Source organism: Yoonia vestfoldensis DSM 16212, from assembly GCF_000382265.1.
GTDB lineage: Bacteria > Pseudomonadota > Alphaproteobacteria > Rhodobacterales > Rhodobacteraceae > Yoonia > Yoonia vestfoldensis.
This window is the reverse complement of the sequence record NZ_KB907975.1, coordinates 58,307-80,304: the sequence shown is the minus strand read 5'-3', so window position 1 is coordinate 80,304 and position 21,998 is coordinate 58,307. Positions and strand designations below refer to the sequence as shown.

Genomic DNA, 21,998 nt, shown 5'->3' with positions numbered 1-21,998 from the left:
TTGGCCGCTGACCGTGCGCATTTGGCTGCGATGGAGCAAAGTTATGTCTGATCAAACCGCGACCAAAGCGCCCGCTGCGCGCCGGTCTCTGCTCAAAACGCTCGAGGTGGATACCCGCCTGCTTGGCATGATCGGGGCGCTGGCCCTGATCTGGGTCGTGTTCCACATCTGGTCGGACCTGCGGTTCCTGACACCGCGCAACATTTTCAACCTGTCGATCCAGACCGTGTCGGTGGCGATCATGGCGACCGGCATGGTCTTCGTCATCGTCACCCGCCATATCGATCTGTCGGTCGGCGCGCTGCTGGCGACGACGACCGCCGTCATGGCGATCACCCAGACACAGATATTGCCGCAGGTCTTCGGGCTGGAAATCGGCCATCCCATGATCCCCTGGATCACGATTGTCGCGGGCATTCTGACCGGTGCGCTGATCGGTGCGTTTCAAGGGTATCTGGTCGGCTATCAGTTGATCCCCGCCTTTATCGTCACGCTGGGCGGTCTGCTGATCTGGCGCAACGTCGCCTGGTATCTGACTGACGGGCAGACCATCGGGCCGCTGGACCAGACCTACATGCTGTTCGGCGGGATCAATGGCACGCTGGGCATTTTCTGGAGCTGGGTTGTCGGCCTGCTTGCCGCCGCCGCGGCCGCCGCTGGCCTGCTGCTGGCACGCCGCACCAAGATGGGCCACGGCTTTCCTGTGAAACCGATGTGGGCCGAAATGGTGGTGATCGGTGCTGTTGTCGCCGCAATCCTGGGGTTCGTTGCCGTGCTGAATGCCTACGAGGTGCCAGAGCGCGTGATCGAACGCGAATTCGAACGCTGGGGCTGTGCCGCTGCCGAAGGCTGCACCGCCGGCTATGGCATTCCCTATTCGGTCCTGCTGCTGATTGCCGTCGCTGTTGTCATGACTGTGATCGCACAGCGCACACGTCTGGGCCGCTATATCTTTGCCACGGGCGGCAACCCTGATGCGGCGGAACTGTCGGGCATCAATACCAAGCTTCTGACGGTCAAGATTTTCGCCATGGTCGGCATGCTCTGCGCGCTGGGCGGTATCGTGGCCTCGGCCCGTCTGGGGTATCACACCAACGATATCGGCACGCTGGACGAGTTGCGCGTCATCGCGGCGGCCGTCATCGGCGGCACCGCACTCGCTGGCGGGATCGGCACGATCTACGGCGCGATCATCGGCGCGCTGATCATGCAGTCGCTGCAATCGGGCATGGCAATGGTCGGAGTCGATGCGCCGTATCAGAACATCGTCGTCGGTCTTGTGCTGGTCCTCGCCGTCTGGATCGACATCCAGTACCGCAAACTTTCAGGAGCGAAATGATGACACCCCTTGTGCAGATGAAAGATGTCTCGATCTCGTTTGGCGGGGTCAAGGCGGTGGATCACGTCAGCATCGACCTTTACCCCGGTGAAGTCGTGGGCCTTCTGGGCCACAACGGGGCGGGCAAATCGACGCTGATCAAGATCCTGTCGGGGGCCTACAAGGCCGACAGCGGCGAGATCTGGATCGATGGCAAAAAGGCCAATATCCAGTCGCCGCGCGACAGCCGCGACCACAATATCGAAACGATCTACCAGACGCTGGCGCTGGCTGATAACCTCGATGCCGCCTCGAACCTGTTTCTGGGGCGCGAGTTGACGACCCCTTTCGGTTTCGTCGATGACGGGCGGCAAGAGGCAGAGACCCGCAAGATCATGGCGCGGCTCAACCCGAACTTCAAAAAGCTGAAAGAACCCGTGTCGGCCCTGTCGGGCGGCCAACGCCAGTCGGTCGCCATTGCGCGGGCGGTCTATTTCAAGGCCAAGATCTTGATCATGGATGAACCGACCGCCGCATTGGGCGTGCATGAGACCAAGATGGTCGCCGATCTGATCAAGGAACTGAAAGCCCAGGGCCTTGGTATCTTCCTGATCAGCCACGACACGCGCGAGATGATGGAATTGTGCGACCGAGTGTCCGTGATGAAGAACGGGCAGGTCGTCGGCACCGAACGGGTCGAGGATGTGACCGAGGACGACATCCTGTCGATGATCATTCTGGGCAAGAACCCCAAACAGGCGGCCTGATGTATATCGGGCTTGATCTGGGGACATCGGGCCTGAAAGGCATCCTGATCGACGATGATCAGGCCATTCTGGCAGAGGCATCCGCCCCGCTGGAGGCTGTGCGCCCCGAAAGCGGCTGGTCCGAACAGGCGCCTGCCACATGGCTTGACGCGACAGACGCGGTGATGCGCGACCTTGGCGCGCGGGTGCCGCTGGCGGGGGTCAGGGCGATTGGTCTGTCCGGCCAGATGCACGGCGCGACCTTGCTGGATGACAACGACGAAGTATTGCGGCCCTGCATCCTGTGGAACGACACCCGCTCTGCGGTGGAGGCTGCTGCACTGGACGCGGACCCAAGGTTCCGCGCGCTGACGGGCAATATCGTGTTTCCGGGCTTCACCGCGCCGAAACTTGCCTGGGTGGCTAAGTATGAACCCGCGATCTTTGCGCGTGTCGCCCGCGTGCTGTTACCCAAGGATTACCTGCGCCTGTGGCTGACGGGCGAGGCTGTGGCGGAAATGTCGGATGCCGCGGGCACTAGCTGGCTCGATGTCGCCAAACGCGACTGGTCCGATGACCTGCTGGCCGCGACCAACCTCAGCCGCGCGCAGATGCCGCGTCTGGTGGAAGGGTCCGAAGTGTCGGGGCAGGTCCGCGATGCGCTGGCCACCCGCTGGGGCCTGAAGCTTGGCGTCGTGGTCGCGGGCGGCGGTGGCGACAATGCCGCCAGTGCCGTGGGTGTGGGTGTGGTCAAGGCGGGCGATGCGTTCGTCTCGCTTGGCACGTCCGGTGTGCTCTTCGCCGCAAGCGACGCCTACAATCCTGACGCCGCGAGTGCCGTGCATACGTTCTGCCACGCCTTGCCCGATACATGGCACCAGATGGGCGTGATCCTTGCCGCCGCCGATGCGCTGAACTGGTTTGCGCGTGTCGCGGACAAACCCGCCGCCACGCTGACCGGCAGTCTGGGCGCGTTGCAAGCCCCCGGCAAGCCGCTGTTCCTGCCTTATCTGGGCGGCGAACGGACCCCGCATAACGACGCGACCATCCGTGGTGCCTTCCTGCATCTGGATCACGCGACCGATACCGCCGCCATGACCCGGGCCGTGCTGGAAGGCGTGACCCACGCGATCCGCGATTGCCACGATGCGCTGACCAGCACCGGTACGAAAATCAACCGCCTGATCGCCGTGGGCGGTGGGTCGCGGTCCGATTACTGGGTGCAGGCAATTGCCACATCGCTGGACATGGCCATCGAACTGCCTGTCGCGGGTGATTTCGGCGGGGCTTTTGGTGCCGCCCGGCTTGGCCTGATGGCCGCGACCGGGGCAGGGGCCGAGATTGCAACAGCCCCCGAGATCGCCCGCACCATCGACCCGGACACAAAACTGACCGCGGCCTTCGCCGAGGCCCATGCGCGCTATCGCGCGAGCTATACCGCTCTGAAAGGACTATCATGACCGATTTCTTCAAAGGCATTCCCGCCATCACCTACGAGGGGCCGGACAGCGACAACGACTTCGCTTTCCGCCATTACAACCCCGACGAAGTGGTCATGGGCAAGACGCTGAAGGATCACCTGCGTTTCGCCGCCGCCTATTGGCATTCCTTCGCCTGGCCGGGCGGTGACCCGTTCGGCGGGCAGACCTTTGACCGCCCGTGGTTCGACGACAGCATGGATGCGGCCAAGATGAAGGCCGATGCCGCCTTCGAGATGTTCCAGATCCTGAACGTGCCCTATTTCTGTTTCCACGACGCCGATGTGCGCCCCGAAGGAAACAGCTTTGCAGAAAACACCCGCAATCTGGAAGAAATCGTCGATTACTTCGCGGCCAAGATGGAAGCGACCGGCGTCAAACTGCTTTGGGGCACCGCCAACCTGTTCTCGCACCGCCGGTTCATGGCGGGGGCGGCGACGAACCCTGACCCGGATGTCTTTGCCTTCTCGGCAGCCACGATCAAGACCTGCATGGATGCGACCATGAAACTGGGCGGCGAAAACTATGTCCTCTGGGGCGGGCGCGAAGGCTATGAAACCCTGCTCAACACCGACATGGGCCGCGAACGCGCGCAGGCGGGGCGGATGTTGCAGATGGTCGTCGATTACAAGCACAAGATGGGCTTCAAGGGCGCGATCCTGATCGAACCCAAGCCGCAGGAACCGACCAAGCACCAGTATGACTATGATGTCGCCACCGTCTACGGGTTCTTGAAAGAGTTTGGCCTTGAAGGTGAGGTCAAGATGAACATCGAACAGGGTCACGCCATTCTGGCGGGTCATTCGTTCGAACATGAGCTGGCGATGGCGCGCGAATTGGGGATTTTCGGGTCCATCGACATGAACCGCAACGATTACCAGTCCGGCTGGGACACCGACCAGTTCCCCAACAACGTGCCCGAAATGGCGCTGGCCTATTACGAGGTGCTGCGCGCAGGCGGGTTCACCACGGGCGGCACCAATTTCGACGCCAAACTGCGCCGCCAGAGCCTTGATGCCGAGGATCTGATCCTTGCGCATGTGGGTGGCATGGATGCCTGTGCCGCTGGCCTGAACGCCGCCGCCGCGATGCTGGAGGATGGCAAGCTGGAAGAGGCACGCAACGCCCGTTATGCCGGTTGGGATACCGACGCAGGCCGCGCGCTGCTCAACAGCGATCTTGATGCCATTACCGCCAAGGTCCAGTCCGAAGGGATCAACCCCGAACCACGGTCTGGCCGTCAGGAACGACTGGAAAATCTGGTCAACCGCTACCTGTAACTGCCTTGTGCGCCTTGCTCGGGTGCTGCTAGTGTCAGCGGCACCCTTGCAGGCGTAACAGCATGATCCGCACGATTTTCAAGGCGCTTGGGCGCAGCTTCATGGATGTGTCCCTGCGCAGCGGTGCGGGCCATGTGGTGCGAATCGTAGAACGGCCGGGGCGGTGGATGGAGGATGCGGCGCTGGCCGATCTGTCCGCCCAGTTGCGCAGCATCGCCGCCCGCACCCTGCCTGCGGGCGGGCTGACTTACGGCGTGTTTTCTGGCGACAAGGCCCGCATGGGCGATGTCATCATCACGCTGGTCTGCCGCGCGGATGGCACGCCGATTGCCTTCAACGCGCTGGCCATCATGCAGCTCGACACAGGCCCGCACCTGACCGAGGTGCTGCATCTGGGCCTTGTCATGGTCGACCCTGACGAACGGTCGAAGAACCTGTCGTGGGTCCTTTATGGGCTGACCTGTTTTCTGGTGTTCTTCCGCCGCCAGTTCCGGCCTGTCTGGATATCCAACGTCACGCAGGTGCCTGCCGTTGTCGGCATGGTATCCGGCATGTTTTCCGATGTCTGGCCCGGACCGCAGGCGGGCAGGCGCACGCTGAACCATCTGCTGCTCGCGCGTCAGATCATGGACAGGCAGCGGCACGTTTTCGGCGTCGGCCCCGAGGCATCGTTCGACGAGGACCGCTTTGTGATCGAGAACGCCTATACCGGCGGGTCGGACGATCTCAAAAAGACATGGGACGCCGCCCCCAAGCACCGCGACGACAGCTACAACGCCTTTTGCGCCGCCATGCTGGATTACGACCGTGGCGATGACGTGCTGCAACTGGGGCGGATGGACCTTGCCGCGATGCGGACCTACCTGTCGCGTGAAGTGCCCAAATCGGCGGTTTTCGGTCTGCTGGTCACGGGGTTCATCGTAGGCCTGCGCCGTGTGATCCTGCCGTTGGTGCATTGGTCCGACAGCACGAAGGCTTGGGCGACGCTCCGCCCGTGGCGTGCCCCGTGATCGCGGCCTCGACCGTCCTGATGCAGCTGTTCCTGTCGGCGGCCGCCGTTCTGGGGCTTGCGGTGTTGCAAGGCGTTCTGGTGCGCCGCGACCACTGGGACCCGATCAACCGACGGTTCCTGTTCGGCATCCGCGTGACGATGTTGTTGTTCGTGGGCCGCATCCTTGTTGCCCTGACCGGGATCGAGGCGTTCCGTGTGCTGGTCCTGCTGGGTGCTGCGCTGATCCCGCTGGGGGTGCTGATCCTGACCGAAGGTCTGTTGCGCCGCCATGCGCCTCCCGCGATCAAGCTGGTGATCGGGGGCGGGGCGGCGGCGTTTGGCGCATCGTCGCTGTGGTATTCGGACGCGATCGACCCCGCGCGGCTGTTCGCGCTCTTGGCGTTCCAGACGCTGGGCTTTGTGTTGTCCGGCTGGCTGGTCGTGACCCGCGACACTGCGCAGCTGTCGCGATCCGAAAACGCGATGGTCGTGCGGCTGGGCCTGTCGCTTTTGCTGTTCATCCCGCTGGCGGCAGGGGATTTCCTGCTGCTTTACATCGGGCTGCCGATCCAGTTTTCGGCCCTCGGCGTGCTGATCCTGTGCTGGCTGGCTATTGGGCTTGGGCGATCGTCGCAGGGGCATGCGGGCACGCTGACCCATCTGGGCGTGATGGTCGCCGCTGCTGTCATCGTGGGCGGGCTGATCGCCGTGCTGGGCGAACTGGGGCGCGATGGCGCGCTGATGTGCATTGCCGCGATCATGACGACGCTGTTCGTCGTGGCGATCCTGAATGATGCCCGCGCCTTGCGGCAAGAGGACCAGAGCCTGGGGCTTTTGCGGTATCTCGCCACCGCGAAAACCGACGATCCGATGGCATTCCTGCGCGATCTGCAAAGCCATCCGCTGGTCGAAGGCGCTGTCGTGGTGAACGAAGCGAGCCTATCCGGTCTGCAGGCTGATGTGCTGGACAGGATCTTTGCGGCAGCGCCCGTTTTGCGGCGCAACGATCCGCCCGCGCTTGGCCCGGTGGCCGACGATCACATCGCGTGGCTGTTCGAACGCTATGCCGCGACCCATGTCATCCTTGCCATGCCGCGCCCGAGGGTGTTGATTGCGCTTTCGATGCCGTCCTTGGGGCAATCGCCCGCGGCGGAACTGGAATTGGAGGTCGTGCAGCGGATGGCGGCACTGCTGGCGCGGAACGAAGAGGTGAGAGATGGATGACAGGCGCGATCTGGCACGGCGGATTTTCGCGGCGGGGGTGATGGCCGCCGATCCCGTGGCAGCGGTGACGCGGCATCTGGACGACATTGCGACGCCCGCGCTCACCATCGCCGTGGGCAAGGCCGCGCGGGGGATGGCGCAGGCGGCCTTGGGGCGGTTTGCGGGTGTCCCGACCATCGTAGTGACCAATTACGAAAATGCCCAGCCGCTTGACGGTGCGCAGGTGCTTGCCGCAGGGCATCCGGTGCCGGATGACAATGGCGCAGAGGCCGCAAAGGCCGTGATCGCGGCCTTGCAGGCAGCCAAAGGCCCGGTGCTGGCGCTGATTTCGGGCGGCGGGTCGGCGCTGTTGCCTGCCCCTGCGGGCGCGCTGACGCTGGCCGACAAGATCGCGGTCAACACGCTGTTGCTGGGATCGGGCCTTGATATCCGCGACATGAACCTGATCCGTCAGCAACTGTCCGACCTCAAGGGCGGGGGCATGCTGCGGCATGCGGCCCCGCATCCTGTCACGGCGCTGATCCTGTCCGATGTGGTGGGCAATGATCTGAGCGCGATTGCCAGCGGGCCGACAGCGCGCCCCATTGGCACTGCGGCGCAGGCGGTGACGCTGTTGCAAAGCGCGGGCCTTTGGGACCGCGTGCCGCCTGCCGTCCGCGACCATCTGGGGCAGGCCCGTCCCGTGCCGGACCTGCCTGCGGCGCTTAACATCCTGATCGGATCGAACGCGCAAAGTGTCGCCGCCATGGCGAAGGCGGCGGGTGCGGCCTTTGTCATCCCCGAACCTGTCACAGGCGACGTGGCGGATGCCGCGCAACTGATCTGCGATCAGGCGCGCCCCGGCATCACGCTTTGGGGGGGCGAGACGACCGTGGTGCTCAAAGGCAAAGGCCGCGGCGGGCGCAATCAGGAACTGGCGTTGCGCATCGCGATCGAGGCGGCGCGGCGCGGTTGGGTGGCTTGGACCTGCCTGCAAGGCGGCAGCGACGGACGCGACGGGCCAACGGAGGCTGCGGGTGGGATCGTCGATCAGGACACGCTGGCCCGGATCGACGACGTGGCAGGGCTGCTTGCCAACAATGACAGCCATGCGGCGCTTGCGCAGGCGGGTGGCCTGCTGATGACAGGGGCCACCGGCACGAATGTCGCCGATCTGGGCGTGCTGATCCGGGGCGGGTCGCATGACTGACACCTGGCTTGACCGCTTTACCGGACTGGCCAGCATGGAACCGCCCGTGCGCGACCTGCTGTTGGCGCGCAGCGCCATCATCGCGGCACCCGCAGGCAGCGTGATCTTCGGCCCCGGCAAATCGCCGGAAAACATGCTGTTCCTGCTCGATGGGGTCGTGCGTGTGCAACAGGTGTCCGAGTCCGGGCACGAGATCGTGCTTTACCGGATCACGGCGGGCGAAAGCTGCGTGCTGACCACCGCCTGCCTTCTGGCCTATGACGATTATTCCGCCGAAGGGGTCGCGGAAACCGACGTCCAGGCCGCCGCGATCCCGCGTGATGTGTTCGACGATCTGGTGGCGCAATCCAAGTCATTCCGCAGCTTTGTCTTTGCCGCCTTTTCCAAGCGGATCACCGACCTGTTTTTGATGATCGACGAGGTCGCGTTCCAGCGGATCGATGTGCGACTGGCCGACAAGCTCTTGAAACTGTCGCATGGCGATGACCACATCGCGACGACACATCAGAAACTGGCCATCGAACTTGGCACAGCGCGCGAGGTCGTGTCGCGGCAGTTGCAGGAATTCCAGCGGCGCGGCTGGATCGCACAGGCGCGCGGGGCGGTGATGATCAGCGACCGGACCGGGCTGGAACAACTGGCCAAACACCATGGCTGAGGCACCTTGGTGACATTGTCACCGTCAGGTTCGTCGCGATGGGGTTAGACAGGACTCAGCTTTATGAAGGAGCATGAGACATGACTGTAAATGTTGGCACTATCGACCGGATAATCCGTGGAATCGTGGGATTGGTTCTGCTGGCGCTGCCGTTCGTCAGCGGCTTTGCGCTGTTCAACAGCACGCTCGCCACCGTTATCTCGGTTGTGCTAGGCGTGGTGATGCTGGGCGTGGCGGCGACGCGGTCCTGCCCGATCTATTCCGTTCTGGGTGTGCACACCAGCAAGGCGTGACCTTGCGTTGAAACCGTCCGCTTGCAGGCCTTGCAAGCGGCATAACTGGCCAGAAGTTCATGAATACCCGTTTGACCCGCTACCTGCCCATCCTGTCATGGGGGCGGGATTATACCCGTTCCGACCTTGGCAACGACCTGACCGCCGCTTTTATTGTCACGATCATGCTGATCCCGCAATCTTTGGCCTATGCGCTGCTGGCGGGGCTTCCGGCCGAGGCGGGGCTTTATGCCTCGATCGTGCCGATCATGCTTTATGCGGTGTTCGGGACCAGCCGCAGCCTTGCCGTGGGTCCGGTTGCGGTTGTGTCGCTGATGACGGCGGCAGCGCTGAGCAATATCGTCGAACAGGGGACGATGGGCTATGCCGTGGCCGCCTTGTCGCTGGCGGGGCTGTCGGGGATCATTCTGCTTGCCATGGGGTTGTTCCGGCTGGGGTTCGTCGCGAATTTCCTGTCGCATCCGGTGATCGCGGGGTTCATCACCGCATCGGGCATCATCATCGCGGCCAGCCAGCTGAAACATATTCTGGGGATCAGTGCCGACGGGCATAACCTTGCCGAACTCGTCGTGTCGCTGGGCAGTAATCTGGGTGGGATCAACTGGATCACCGCGCTGATCGGTGTGCTGGCGACGGGGTTCCTGTTCTGGGTGCGCAAGGGGCTGAAGCCTCTTTTGACCAAGCTGGGCCTCGGCGCCGGGCTGACAGGGTTTCTGGTCAAACTGGGGCCGATTGCAGTGGTCGTCGCGACCACTGCGGCGGTCTGGTACTGGGGGCTGGACGCACGCGGCGTGCGCATCGTGGGGGCTGTGCCGCAGAGCCTGCCGCCTTTCACGCTACCCTCTTTCTCGCCTGCGCTTTTGGGACAATTGCTGCTGCCGGCCTTTCTGATCTCGATCATCGGCTTTGTGGAATCGATCTCTGTGGCGCAAACGCTCGCCGCCAAGAAACGCCAGCGCATCGACCCGGATCAGGAACTGATCGGGCTGGGGGCCGCCAATATCGGCGCATCGCTGACGGGCGGTTTTCCGGTGACGGGGGGCTTTTCGCGGTCTGTCGTGAACTTTGACGCAGGGGCCGCAACGCCTGCTGCGGGGGCGTTCACCGCGGTAGGGCTGGCGATTGCCGCTGTCGCGCTGACGCCGCTGATCTATTTCCTGCCGATCGCGACCCTTGCCGCGACGATCATCGTCGCCGTGCTCAGCCTTGTGGATTTTTCGATCCTCAAACGCAGCTGGGCCTATGACCGCGCCGATTTCGCCGCCGTCGCGACCACGATCCTGCTGACGCTGGGCCTTGGCGTCGAGGCGGGGATTTCCGCAGGTGTCCTGCTGTCGGTGCTGCTGCATCTTTACCGCTCGTCCAAGCCACATATCGCCGAGGTGGGGCAGGTGCCCGGCACCGAACATTTCCGCAATATCCTGCGCCACAAGGTCATCACGCATCCCAGCATCGTGACCCTGCGGGTGGATGAAAGCCTCTATTTCGCGAATGCCCGCTATCTGGAGGACCGGATTCAAGCCCGTGTCGCGGGGGACAAGGACGTGCGGCACGTGATCCTGCAATGTTCGGCCATCAACGAGATCGACTTCAGCGCGCTGGAATCGCTTGAGGCGATCAATGAAAGGCTGCGCGAGATGGATGTGAAACTGCACCTGTCAGAGGTGAAAGGCCCCGTGATGGACCGTCTGGCCGAACAGCATTTCCTGCACCAGCTGACCGGCAAGGTGTTCCTGTCGCAATATGACGCGGTGCAGGGGGTGCTGGCGTAGGGCGGGGTTCACCCGCTCCCCAGTTCAGGTTTTTGGCTTGAGAAGTCGCTCGACAACCCATGCGACGCCGATCGCAACCACGATGACCACGATTCCTTTGACAGCGTCGGATGCACCCAACGAATCCAGCACCTGTCGTGGAAAAATGCCGATCACAACGAATAGCGCGATCAACGCACCCAAGGTCGGCAGTATCTTGGCTCTGAACATTCGTTGGCTCCTGAGATTCAGTTTTGTCAGCATACTCTTGAACACCAAAGCGAAGCAACCGTGCCGTGTATAATTTTGCGCAGTCACAGCCGTCCTGACTGATGCAAAAATGGCCACCCGCTGGGGATGGCCATTTTCATACCATTCGTGAAGCGCGATCAGTTCAAATCGCTCTCGTATCCCGATGCCAGATCGGCCTCGACCTCGGCCACCGCCTCTTGCAGGGCGGTCAGCATTTCTGGCCCGCCTTGGACATTGGCGGCGAACCATTCGTAGACCGGCTGGGCGGCTTCGGCGAACATGGCCTTTTCTTCCGGCGTCGGCACATAGAGGTTGCCGCCACCGGCTAGAAACGCCTCATAGGCGGCGATGGATTTGCGCTTGGGCGAGGCGAAGGTCGCCTGTTGCAGGGCTGCAAAGCCGTCAACCACGACGCGGCGCAGATCCTCTGGCATCGCAAGGAAAGCGTCGTTGTTCATCCACCACAGCGCCCCCATGTAGGAATGGCCGTCCAGCGTCAGATATTGCAGGCCGGCATCGGGGAACTTCATGTTCATGATGTCGGTGATGCCGTTCGCCGTGCCTTCGACAACGCCGGTCTGCAGCGAGGTGAACAATTCGGGCCACTGGATCGGGGTCGCGGATGCGCCCATCGCCTCGACCAGTTGGATCGGCAGGTCGGCCACGACGGTGCGCAGCTTCAGCCCTTCCAGATCGGCGGGGGTCTGCACGCGGCGTTCGGTATTGGCAAAGTTGCGCCAGCCGCCGGTGTTGCCGATGGTCATCAGGCGGATCGTGTTGCCGCTGTCTTCCAGCGCGCGGTCGCGCATGATGCGCACGAAATCGCCCTGCAGCACGGCCTCGGCCACGCGGTCGCTGCTCATCAGATAGGGCAGGTCAAGCACCTGCACGTAAGGGAAAATCCCCGCAGCCCCGCCAGAGGTCGAGATATAGACGTCGATCGAGCCTTCGGAGACACCTTCAAGGCATTCCTCGCCGGTGGCGCAAAGCTGGGTGCCGATGAACAATTCCACCGCGATGCGCCCGTTCGATGCAGCCTCGACGTAATCCTTGAATACGACCAGCCCGTCATAGTCTTCGTCTTCAGTGTTGGAATTGGCCGTCGCGCGGATCGTGAAATCCTGTGCGGCCAAGGCCATCGGCGTGACAAGCACGGCGGCGGTCATGGCCAGTTGGGTCAGTTTTTTCAGCATGGTATCCTCCCTGTGGATGCTGTGGATTACTGTATCGGCGCGGGGCTGATACAGGCGGAAAAGCCGACATCCGGGGCACAGCCCAGAAAGCCTGCAAGGTATGGCACCGTCATCGAAATGGCGGGGATATAGGTGATCAGGAAAATCACGAGGATCTCCACCGCCAGAAACGGCAGGATCGCCTTGGCGATGGTTTCGACCCGTTCGCCCGATACGGTTGAGGCGACAAACAGCACAAGCCCCATCGGTGGTGTGGCCAACCCCACGGTCAGGTTCACGCTCATGATGATGGCGAAATGCACGGGATGCACGCCCATGTCGACGAAGATTGGTCCAAGGATCGGCCCCAGAATGATGATCGCCGGACCTGCATCCAGAAACATGCCGACGATGAACAACAGGATATTGATCAGGAACAGCAGGATCAGCGGGTTTTCGGACAGCGACAGGATATAATCCGAAAGTATCTGCGGCGCATATGACAAGGCCACGACAGTTTTGAACGCGACGGCGGCCCCGACCAGCAGCAGCACGGCAGAGGTGGCGATGGCCGAACGCGTCAGCACGCCTGTCAGGTCGCGCAGTTTCATCGACCGCAGCACGAAGAACGACACGATCAACGCATAGGCGACCGCCACGGCCGAGGCTTCGGTCGGGGTGAAGACGCCCACAAGGATGCCGCCCAGAATGATGATCGGCGTCTGCAGGGGGGCCACGGCCTTTTTGCATACGATGCGGAAATCGGACGACACCCGCTTGCGATAGCCCACCAGGACGAAATGCGCTGCGACAATAAGCGCCGCAAACACGACCCAGAGGTTCAGGGCATGTATAGTGTCGCCCGCCTCATCGAGGCTTGCGAGCCCCACAGGCCGCGCGATCAGCGTGTAGAGCGCGATCAATAGCCCCGCGAGGTTGATCCGCAGCAGCACGAAGCTCACCCAGTATTCACCGGGCGTGATCGTCTGGTCCTTGCTGACGATCCGTTCCGCTTTGGGCAGGTCATAGCGGTCGGCCATCAGTCGGACCATGACCATCAGCCCGACACCCACGAGTATCCCCGGCACGATGCCTGCCAGAAACAGCGAGGCGACACTTTCGCCCATCACATAGGCATAGATGATCATGATGCCCGAGGGCGGGATGATCGGCCCGATGACCGAACTGGCTGCCGTGATCGCGGCGGCGAAACGGCGGGTATAGCCGTTCTTTTCCATCGCAGGGATCATCGTGGACCCGATTGCGGATGTATCGGCGACGGCCGACCCCGACAGGCCCGCGAACAGCATCGAGGACAGGATGTTCACATGCGCAAGGCCGCCGCGCAGATGGCCCATGAAGGCTTGTGCGAATTCCACCAGCCGCAGCGTGATGCCGCCACGGTTCATGATCTCGCCTGCCAGCATGAAGAAGGGCAGCGCCATCAGCGGGAAACTGTCCATCCCGTTGTAAAGGTTGCGGTAAAGACCTGCGACGACGTTGCGTGTGTCGCCTTCGGCCATGATCATCGCAAAGGGCGAGGCCATCAGCGCAAAGACCACCGGCAGGCCGATCATGATCAGGAGCAGGAACAGCGGCAGGAACAGAATCAGCATTATTCAGCCCCCGCCATTTCTTCTTGCCGGAATTGCGTCAGACGGTCACCTTGCCCCAGCAGGGTGATGACCTGCCGCAGGATCAGTTCGATATTCACCGCGATCAGCAGGCTGACCCCGACCCAGAGCGAGGCATATTGGTAATTGTTCTGGAACCGCGCGCCGCAGCGCCCGATCTCGATCCCGAAGGGCCATTCCAGCGAGGACGAACAGCCGCGCCCCGACAGTGTCAGGACATGGTTGTTCAGCCCGCGTTCCCAGGCGACCACCAGCACCCAGAGCGAGATGGCGAGCAGCAGCAGCGACAACAGCCCGGCGAGCAGGCGGGGCAGTGCGCGTTCCAGCATGTCGATGGCCACGAACCCGCCCATCCGGTAGGCCAGCGGCGCCATCAGCCCGGTCATCCAGAGCATCCCGAACCGCGCGCCTTCTTCGGTCCAGTTCGGCGCATCGTCGAGCACGTAGCGGAAAAACACCTGTCCGAGGATCAAGGCCACCATCACGGCAAGCGCTGCCACCGCGATCAGCTTGCCGATGGCAAGCACGGCTGTGTTGAACCGCTCCAGCGGCCACAAGATACCAAACAGGACCGACATCGGCTCCTCCCCTGTTTTGTTGCGCTTTCGGGGCTCTGCCCCCTTGCCCCTGCGGGGCAATTCCCCCGGGATATTTTTATTCTGAAGATGGTGGATGATGTGGTGCGAATGTGCCGTACTGGCCGCCATGGAAGGTCAGCGGGTGGCCGTCTGTGTAATGCGCCTTGGTCACACGGCCGATGATGATGACATGATCGCCCGCGTCATGGCTGGTCTCGAGATTGCATTCGAAAGTGGCAAGCGCGCCTTCGATGATCGGCATGCCGCAATGCGACAGATGGGTAGGCACCGATCGCACGGCGGTTTTCGATTCCAGGATGGCCGCGCAGATGTCGCGCTGGTCGGCGGCCATCACATGGATCGCAAAGCGCCGCGCGCCCGCGAAATAGGCAAACCGCTTGGACGATTTGGCCGGCGACCACAGCACCAGCGGCGGGTCGAGCGAGACGCTGGCAAAGCTGTTGGCGACGATCCCGATGGGGCCGTCCGGGCTGTCGGTGGTGATGACGGTCACGCCGGTCGTGAACACCCCGAGGGCTGCACGGAAACTGGCGCTGTCGGTTTGCGGGTCGAATGTCTGGAGCATTACGGAACTTCCTGGCCAAGGGCTGCGGTATAGAGTTTGAACCAGGTCTCACGGTCCATCGTGACTTTCAATGCGTCAGAAAGCGTCTTGATCCGGGCGATCGTATTGGTGCCCATGACCGGCATGATCCGCGCGGGATGTGCCAGTAACCATGCGACGGCAACGGCGCCCATGTCCACACCCTGTTCCGCAGCAACCGCCGCCAGGGCATCCTGCATCGCGCCTTTGCCTGTCATCAGCGCGCCGCCGCCCAAAGGCGACCAGGCCATGATCGGCACGTCGCGTTCCTGCAGATAGGCGACATCGCCGTTGGTGAAACCCTGATGCGCGGCCAGCGACAATTCGATCTGGTTGGTGATCAGCGGCGTCTGCATCGCCGATTGCAGCAGGGTCCAGTCATGCAGTTTGAAGTTCGACACGCCGACGCTGCGCACTTTGCCTGCGGCGACCAAGGCATCCAGCGCCGCGCCTGTCTCGTGATGGTCCATCAGCGGGTCGGGCCGGTGGATCAGCAGCGTGTCGATCCGGTCAAGCCCCATCAGCCGCAGCGAATGGTCGACCGAAACATTGATATGCGCAGCCGAGGTATCGTAATGCTTGACGCTGGCACCCGCATAGCGCCCGGCGGACACGACGATATCGCATTTGGTCACGATCTCGATCTGGTCCTTGAGTGCGGGGGCCGCCCGCAGGGCATCGCCCAGTATTTCCTCGGCCATGTAGCCGCCATAGATATCGGCCTGATCCATCGTGGTGATGCCTTGGGCAAGGCAAGCCTCGATCTTGGCCTGCACATGTTTGGGGCTGGTGTCGGCGTCATCGCCCAGCCGCCACATGCCATAGACGATGCGGCTGAAGGAAAGGTCGTCGGAGATGGTGATACGTTGCATTAGCGGCGTGGTCCTGTGCCCAAGGGCGTGGCTGGTGTTGCGGTCGGCACGCGCCCGTAGGCATGCGGCAGCGAGCAGGTTTTCAGATGCGGCATGACGCGCGATCCGAAATGTTCGGCCTCTGCGATATGCGGATAGCCCGAAAAGATGAAAGCACGGATGCCCATCTTTTGATAGGCTTCGATCTTGGTCATGATCTGGTCGGTGGACCCGACAAGGGCCGCACCACAGCCCGACCGCGCACGGCCGATCCCCGTCCAAAGCCCCGGTTCGGTATAGCCGAACTGATCCGCCAATTCGCGCGCGCGCGACTGGTGCGCGACGCCAAGGCTGATGCTGTCATGCGCGCGGTCGCGGATCAGCTTGCCGTATTCGTCGTCAAGTTTGCTGGCGATGTAGTCGGCATAATCTTTCGCCTCGGCTTCGGTGTCGCGCACGATCATATGCACGCGCAGGCCGTAATCCAGCGTGCGGCCATGGGCGGCGGCCCTTGCGTGGACATCCTTCATCCGCTGTTCCAGAACATCCGTTGTTTCGGGCCACATCAGGTAGACATCGCATTGTGCCCCGCAAAGTTCCAAGGCATCGGGCGAATAGCCGCCAAAATACAGCAAGGGACCGCCGTTCTGCTGGTAGGGGCGGGCAGGGTCGGTGGTCAGCTTGCTGATCTGGTAGATCTCGCCGTCGTGGCTGACCTCGTCCTGCGTCCAGCATTTGCGCAGGATTTCCACGACCTCGTGGCTGCGTCTGTAGCGGTATTTGCTGTCGGCCACTTCGCCGGGGAAATCGGAGCTGATGACGTTCAGCGTCAGCCGCCCTTTGAGCATGTGATCCAGCGTCGCGATGGTGCGCGCCAGCATGATGGGCTGGACTTCGCCACAGCGGATGGCGGCGAGAAAATTGATCTTTTCCGTCAAGGGCGCCATGCCCGCGACGAAAGACAGGGTATCCTGACCCACCTGATAGGATGACGGTGCAAGAATGTTGCGGAACCCCTGTGCCTCGGCGGTCAGGGCAATGTCGCGGCAATGCTCCCACGAGGATCGCAGATCGCCATCCGGCACGCCCAGAAACTGGTAGTCATCCGAACACAGGGCGGAAAACCAGGACACCTCTGCCGCATTCAGATCGGCGCTGGTGACGGGCACGACGGTCATTGATTCCCCTCCCAAGGACTTGCTGATTGCACTTGCGTAGCACGGGCGGATATGTGCAACAATAGTGTATCAATTCGATGGCGCGCCGGGGAGGGGCAGGGCCATGGCGACCACCTCAGCCTTGCCGAAATTCGTGCAGGTCAGCGAAATGCTGATCCGTGAAATCGCGGCCGGGCATCTGGCTGATGGCGCGCGCCTGCCCCCCGAACGCGAGATGGCAGAGACTTTGGGCGTCGCCGTCGGCACGCTGCGCAAGGCGCTGGCCGATGTCGAGGCGAAGGGGCTGCTCCAGCGTGTGCAAGGGTCGGGCAACTACGTCCGCAGGCTGGAGGCGGTCGATTCCGTCTATGCGTTTTTCCGGCTGGAACTGAAGCGCGGGGGCGGTCTGCCCACAGCGCGGGTGCTGTCGGTCGATCTGTTGCCCAAGCCTGCGGATGCACAGCCCTTCGGGGCCGATGCGATGGGGCACCGGATCAGGCGGTTGCGCTGGCTGGGCGGGGTTCTGGTCGGGCTGGAGGAAATCTGGCTCGACGGAGCCTATGCGCCTGCGATCGGGCCGGACGATCTGCTCGATTCGCTGTATCTGTTCTACCGCGACCGTCTCGGGCTGGTGATTGCCGCCGCTGAGGACCGGATCGGGGTCGCACCTTTGCCCGACTGGACGCCCGCGCCGTTCCATCTGCGGGCGGGCGCGATGGCTGGCTATATCGAACGCAATTCATATCTGGCAGGCCGCGTGCCTGTCGAATTTTCGCGCACCTGGTTCGATGCGGACAGGGCGCAATATATCTCGCGCATGGGAAAAGGGTGAACGACGTGCAAATGGTGAACTACGGGCTGGTCGGCTGCGGTATGATGGCCCGCGAACATATCATGAATATCAACCTGTTGCCTCATGGGCGGGTGTCTGTGGTCTATGATCCGGTGCCCGAACTTGCACAGGCGGGGGCGGTGCTCGCGGGTGGCGCGCAGGTCGCGGACAGCCTCGATGCGCTGCTGGCCTATCCCGATCTGGATGCCGTTGTGATCGTCAGCCCGAATTACCTGCATGTCCCGCAATTGCAGCAGATCGTGGCGATGCGGCCCCTGCCGATCCTGTGCGAAAAGCCGCTGTTTACCAACCCGTCCGAGGCGGTGCTGGTCGAAGACCTGTTTGCGGGCTACCCGCACCCTGTCTGGGTCGCGATGGAATACCGCTATATGCCCCCGGTCGCCGCCCTGATCGCGCAGGCCGAGGCGGCCACGGGTGGCGTCAAGATGCTGACGATCCGCGAACACCGCTTTCCGTTTTTGCCCAAGGTCGGCGACTGGAACCGGTTCAACGCCAAGACGGGCGGAACCTTGGTCGAGAAATGCTGCCATTTCTTCGATCTGATGCGCCTGATCCTGCAGGACGAACCGATCCGCGTGATGGCCAGCGCGGGACAGGCGGTGAACCACAAGGATGAACGCTATGACGGGCAGGCGCCCGATATCTGGGACAATGCCTATGTGATCGTCGATTTCGCGCATGGGTCGCGTGCGATGCTGGAACTGTGCATGTTCGCCGAAGGGTCGCGCTATCAGGAAGAAATCAGCGCTGTGGGACCGCGCGGCAAGATCGAGGCGCTGGTCCCCGGTCCGGGCCGGTTCTGGCCGCTCGCACTGGGTGAACCGCCTGTGCCGCAGCTGATCATCAGCCCGCGTGACCCCAAGGGGCCGTTCGTGTCCGAAATTCCGGTCGATCCGACCTTGCTGGAAGCGGGCGATCACAATGGGTCGACCTTCTACCAGCACCAGCGGTTCAACGCGGTTGTGCGCGGTGAAGGCATGGTCGAGGTGACGGTGCAGGACGGTGCCAAGGCGGTCGCGATCGGGATCGCCGCACAAGAAAGCGCGCGCACAGGGCAGGCGGTCAGCCTGATGTCTCCAGACAACGCGCCTGCAAAAGTGGTGGGACTTTAGCTGTTATCGTGCCGATACTTGCTGGCAGGACGTTGATCCTGCCAGCAATATCGCATCCGCCGAACCGGCGCTCGCAACCCGCAAAACTTGGTAAAACATTCACTACATACACGCGGCTGAGTTGTGCTTTAGTCCGATACATTTCGGTTGGTCAATACATTTTCCGCGGGTATCTGGCCAAGCCTTACCTAAAGGACAGGTTTGGCCGAAGTGACGTGGTGTCACTTTGCACGGCCAGTGATTTTTCGGTCGCTCAGGCCGCGGCTGTTAACGCTTTTCAAGGGTAAAAGCGCGTTGAGTGACACGATAGCCGGACGCCGCCTTGACGGGTGACTCACTGGTCGTGGTCACCATCTGCAGGGTCAGACCACCGTCGCGCCTTCTGCGTTGCTGCTTTTCACGCAGGCAGCGCATCACAAGCATGGGTTGAAAGATGGAATCGGGACTGGCGGGGGACCGTACCGCCAGCCCTTGACGAAGCTGCACCATCCCGAGACAGTCGCGCAGCCAAGACCAAGGGGGAGGAACACAGCATGACGGGCGCACTCGACGGGATCACCGTGCTGGACCTGACCCGCATTCTGGCGGGGCCGACCTGCACGCAGTTGCTGGGCGATCTGGGCGCGGAGATCATCAAAGTCGAAAACCCCGCGACCGGCGGCGACGACACGCGCGGCTGGGGGCCGCCCAATGTCTGTGACACGGCCGGCCAGCCCACGGATTTGTCGGCCTATTTCATGGCCGCCAACCGCAACAAGAAATCCGTCGCCATCGACATCAGCACAAAGCTTGGCCAGCAGCAGGTCCGCGCGCTGGCCCGGCATGCCGATATCGTGGTCGAAAACTTCAAGCCCGGTGGTCTGGCGAAATACGGGCTGGGGCCGGATGATCTGCTGACGCGGCAGCCGGGGCTGATCTATTGTTCGATCTCGGGGTTCGGGCAGACCGGCCCCAACCGCGACAAGCCGGGCTATGATTTGATGGCCCAAGGGTTCGGTGGCATCATGAGCCTGACGGGCGAACCCGATGGCGCGCCGATGAAGGTGGGCGTCGGCATCGCCGATGTGATGTGCGGCATGTATGCGACCGTCGGCATTCTGGCCGCCCTGCGCCACAGGGAACGCACCGGCGAAGGCCAGCATATCGACATCGCGCTGGTGGACAGCCAGTTGGCATGGCTGATCAACGAAGGCACCAATTACCTTGAATCGGGCGATCTGCCGCAGCGGCGCGGCAACGGACACCCCAATATCGTCCCCTATCACGTTTTCGAAGTGGCGGACGGCCATGCGATCATCGCGGTGGGCAACGACAGCCAGTTCGCACGGTTCTGCGACTATCTTGGATGCACCGAGATCGTGCAGGATGCGCGTTTCGCGACCAACCTTGCGCGGACGCAAAACCGCGATGCCTTGCTGGCGGTGATCGGCCCAAGGCTCACCACGCGCCCGCTGGCCGAGGTGATTACCGGGCTCGAGGCGCGCAAGGTGCCTGTGGGGCCTGTGAACACGATTGATCTGGCGCTGGGGTCCGATCAAGCGCAAGCGCGTGACATGGTCGTGGCAATGCCGCGCGACGATGTGCAAAAAGGGCAGGTGCGGCTCTTGGGCAATCCGCTGAAACTGTCGCGCACGCCTGTCAGCTACCGCCTGCCGCCGCCGCATTGCGGTCAGGACAGCGAAGAGATACTCGCCCGACTGACCCTTGATGACTGACCAAAGGATAAACCCATGAAAGCTGTCGCCCTGACCCGTTACCTGCCGGTGACCGACCCTGCCTGTTTTGTCGATGTCGATCTGCCCAAGCCTGTGCCCACGGGGCGCGACATTCTGGTCGCGGTCAAGGCGGTGTCGGTCAATCCGGTCGATACCAAGGTGCGCAAATCCAAAGCGGCTGATGTGGTCGAGAACCCTCCGCGCGTGCTGGGCTACGACGCCGCCGGCGTGGTCGAGGCCGTGGGGCCGGACGCGGAACTTTTCGCCGTGGGTGACGAAGTCTATTATTCCGGCGACATCACGCGGTCAGGCTCGAACGCGGAATTCCAGCTGGTCGATGAACGCATCGTCGGGCGCAAACCCGCGACCTTGGGCTTTGCGCAGGCCGCAGCCTTGCCGCTGACGACGATCACGGCTTACGAAAGTTTTTTCGACCGGCTGGGCATCGACCGCGACGGGGCGAACGCGGGCCAGACCATCCTGATCATCGGGGCAGGGGGCGGCGTCGGGTCCATCGGCATCCAGCTTGCCAAGGCAGCAGGGCTGGTCGTGATCGCGACCGCGTCGCGGGCTGAAACCATCGCTTGGGTGACCGACCTCGGGGCCGACCACGTGATCGACCACCGGCAAGACATGGTCGCACAGGTGCGCGCGCTGGGGCTGCAATTCGTCGATCATATCGCCGTTTTCAACGATATGCGCCATTGGGATGCGGCGGTGGAACTGATCCGCCCGCAAGGCGGGATCGTGTCCATCGACAACACCGATGTGCCGATGCCGATGGCGGGGATGAAAACCAAGGCCGCGAGCCTGCATTGGGAATTCATGTTCGCCCGTGCGATGTTCCAGACCCCAGACATGATCGCGCAGCACCACCTGCTGACTTATGTCGCGGGTGAAATCGACGCAGGCCGCTTGCGCACGACGCTGGATACCGTGCTGACCCCGATCAACGCCGATACCCTGCGCAAGGCCCATGCCCTGATCGAGGCGGGCACCGCCAAGGGCAAGATCGTTCTGGAACATTTCTGAGGTTGGGGTGTTTCAGGAACACCACGCCACAAGGTTGTGTATATCGCCCTGACGCAAAATGCTTGTCAGGCGCATATGCGCTGCCTAGAGATAAAAGCAATCTGTTGATG

21 protein-coding genes are annotated in these 21,998 nt (G+C 62.6%); 14 read left to right on the top strand and 7 right to left on the bottom strand.

Annotation, left to right across the window (positions count from 1 at the left end):
• The first annotated feature begins 43 nt into the window (after nt 1-43).
• The 10 genes from H147_RS0103685 (at nt 44) to H147_RS0103640 (ending at nt 10,949) form a co-directional block, all read left to right on the top strand.
• Complete coding sequence (locus H147_RS0103685; protein WP_019953994.1) at nt 44-1,339, top strand: sugar ABC transporter permease; 1,296 nt, start codon at nt 44-46, stop codon at nt 1,337-1,339.
• Entirely contained in the window at nt 1,336-2,085 is a 750-nt protein-coding gene (locus H147_RS0103680) for an ATP-binding cassette domain-containing protein (RefSeq protein ID WP_019953993.1), read from the top strand. The genes H147_RS0103685 and H147_RS0103680 overlap by 4 nt, the downstream gene beginning before the upstream one ends.
• The gene (xylB, locus tag H147_RS0103675; protein WP_019953992.1) at nt 2,085-3,524 is read left to right on the top strand and encodes a xylulokinase; all 1,440 of its coding nucleotides are present in this window, start codon (nt 2,085-2,087) and stop codon (nt 3,522-3,524) included. Before H147_RS0103680 ends, xylB begins: the two co-directional genes overlap by 1 nt.
• A complete protein-coding gene (gene xylA, locus H147_RS0103670; protein WP_019953991.1) occupies nt 3,521-4,822 on the top strand; it encodes a xylose isomerase in 1,302 nt (433 codons plus the stop codon). Before xylB ends, xylA begins: the two co-directional genes overlap by 4 nt.
• Nucleotides 4,823-4,884: 62 nt before the next feature.
• Nucleotides 4,885-5,832, top strand: a complete 948-nt coding sequence (locus H147_RS0103665) for a hypothetical protein (protein WP_019953990.1) — start codon at nt 4,885-4,887, stop codon at nt 5,830-5,832.
• Entirely contained in the window at nt 5,799-7,037 is a 1,239-nt protein-coding gene (locus H147_RS0103660; protein ID WP_245541096.1) for a phosphatidylglycerol lysyltransferase domain-containing protein, read from the top strand. The genes H147_RS0103665 and H147_RS0103660 overlap by 34 nt, the downstream gene beginning before the upstream one ends.
• Nucleotides 7,030-8,226, top strand: a complete 1,197-nt coding sequence (locus H147_RS0103655; RefSeq protein WP_019953988.1) for a glycerate kinase type-2 family protein — start codon at nt 7,030-7,032, stop codon at nt 8,224-8,226. The genes H147_RS0103660 and H147_RS0103655 overlap by 8 nt, the downstream gene beginning before the upstream one ends.
• Entirely contained in the window at nt 8,219-8,884 is a 666-nt protein-coding gene (locus H147_RS0103650; RefSeq protein WP_019953987.1) for a Crp/Fnr family transcriptional regulator, read from the top strand. Before H147_RS0103655 ends, H147_RS0103650 begins: the two co-directional genes overlap by 8 nt.
• An 80-nt stretch (nt 8,885-8,964) precedes the next feature.
• Nucleotides 8,965-9,177, top strand: a complete 213-nt coding sequence (locus tag H147_RS0103645; protein WP_026352222.1) for a YgaP family membrane protein — start codon at nt 8,965-8,967, stop codon at nt 9,175-9,177.
• 59 nt (nt 9,178-9,236) lie between these two features.
• Complete coding sequence (locus tag H147_RS0103640) at nt 9,237-10,949, top strand: SulP family inorganic anion transporter (RefSeq protein ID WP_019953985.1); 1,713 nt, start codon at nt 9,237-9,239, stop codon at nt 10,947-10,949.
• A 24-nt stretch (nt 10,950-10,973) separates the two neighbouring features.
• Here the strand turns inward: H147_RS0103640 and H147_RS0103635 are convergent, their stop codons facing one another.
• The 7 genes from H147_RS0103635 to H147_RS0103605 form a co-directional block, all read right to left on the bottom strand.
• On the bottom strand, nt 10,974-11,159 hold the full coding sequence (locus tag H147_RS0103635; protein ID WP_019953984.1) for a hypothetical protein: 186 nt from the start codon (nt 11,157-11,159) through the stop codon (nt 10,974-10,976).
• A 158-nt stretch (nt 11,160-11,317) separates the two neighbouring features.
• The gene (locus tag H147_RS0103630; RefSeq protein WP_019953983.1) at nt 11,318-12,373 is read right to left on the bottom strand and encodes a TRAP transporter substrate-binding protein; all 1,056 of its coding nucleotides are present in this window, start codon (nt 12,371-12,373) and stop codon (nt 11,318-11,320) included.
• Nucleotides 12,374-12,399: 26 nt separating this feature from the next.
• On the bottom strand, nt 12,400-13,968 hold the full coding sequence (locus H147_RS0103625; protein ID WP_019953982.1) for a TRAP transporter large permease: 1,569 nt from the start codon (nt 13,966-13,968) through the stop codon (nt 12,400-12,402).
• Complete coding sequence (locus H147_RS0103620) at nt 13,968-14,564, bottom strand: TRAP transporter small permease (RefSeq protein ID WP_026352221.1); 597 nt, start codon at nt 14,562-14,564, stop codon at nt 13,968-13,970. Before H147_RS0103620 ends, H147_RS0103625 begins: the two co-directional genes overlap by 1 nt.
• Before the next feature lie 76 nt (nt 14,565-14,640).
• Nucleotides 14,641-15,150, bottom strand: a complete 510-nt coding sequence (locus H147_RS0103615) for a flavin reductase family protein (RefSeq protein WP_019953980.1) — start codon at nt 15,148-15,150, stop codon at nt 14,641-14,643.
• Nucleotides 15,150-16,040 (bottom strand): aldo/keto reductase, encoded by an 891-nt coding sequence (locus H147_RS0103610; protein ID WP_019953979.1) that lies wholly within the window; start codon nt 16,038-16,040, stop codon nt 15,150-15,152. Before H147_RS0103610 ends, H147_RS0103615 begins: the two co-directional genes overlap by 1 nt.
• Nucleotides 16,040-17,197: an LLM class flavin-dependent oxidoreductase gene (locus H147_RS0103605; protein ID WP_019953978.1), complete on the bottom strand. Its 1,158-nt coding sequence runs from the start codon at nt 17,195-17,197 to the stop codon at nt 16,040-16,042. The genes H147_RS0103610 and H147_RS0103605 overlap by 1 nt, the downstream gene beginning before the upstream one ends.
• A 103-nt stretch (nt 17,198-17,300) precedes the next feature.
• Between H147_RS0103605 and H147_RS0103600 the strand changes: the two genes are divergently transcribed.
• The 4 genes from H147_RS0103600 (at nt 17,301) to H147_RS0103580 (ending at nt 21,888) form a co-directional block, all read left to right on the top strand.
• Entirely contained in the window at nt 17,301-18,008 is a 708-nt protein-coding gene (locus H147_RS0103600) for a GntR family transcriptional regulator (RefSeq protein WP_019953977.1), read from the top strand.
• Nucleotides 18,009-18,019: 11 nt separating this feature from the next.
• Complete coding sequence (locus H147_RS0103595; RefSeq protein ID WP_019953976.1) at nt 18,020-19,141, top strand: Gfo/Idh/MocA family protein; 1,122 nt, start codon at nt 18,020-18,022, stop codon at nt 19,139-19,141.
• Nucleotides 19,142-19,674: 533 nt separating this feature from the next.
• The gene (locus H147_RS0103585) at nt 19,675-20,856 is read left to right on the top strand and encodes a CaiB/BaiF CoA transferase family protein (protein ID WP_019953974.1); all 1,182 of its coding nucleotides are present in this window, start codon (nt 19,675-19,677) and stop codon (nt 20,854-20,856) included.
• Between the two features lie 15 nt (nt 20,857-20,871).
• Nucleotides 20,872-21,888 (top strand): zinc-binding alcohol dehydrogenase family protein, encoded by a 1,017-nt coding sequence (locus H147_RS0103580; RefSeq protein WP_019953973.1) that lies wholly within the window; start codon nt 20,872-20,874, stop codon nt 21,886-21,888.
• Nucleotides 21,889-21,998 lie beyond the last annotated feature (110 nt).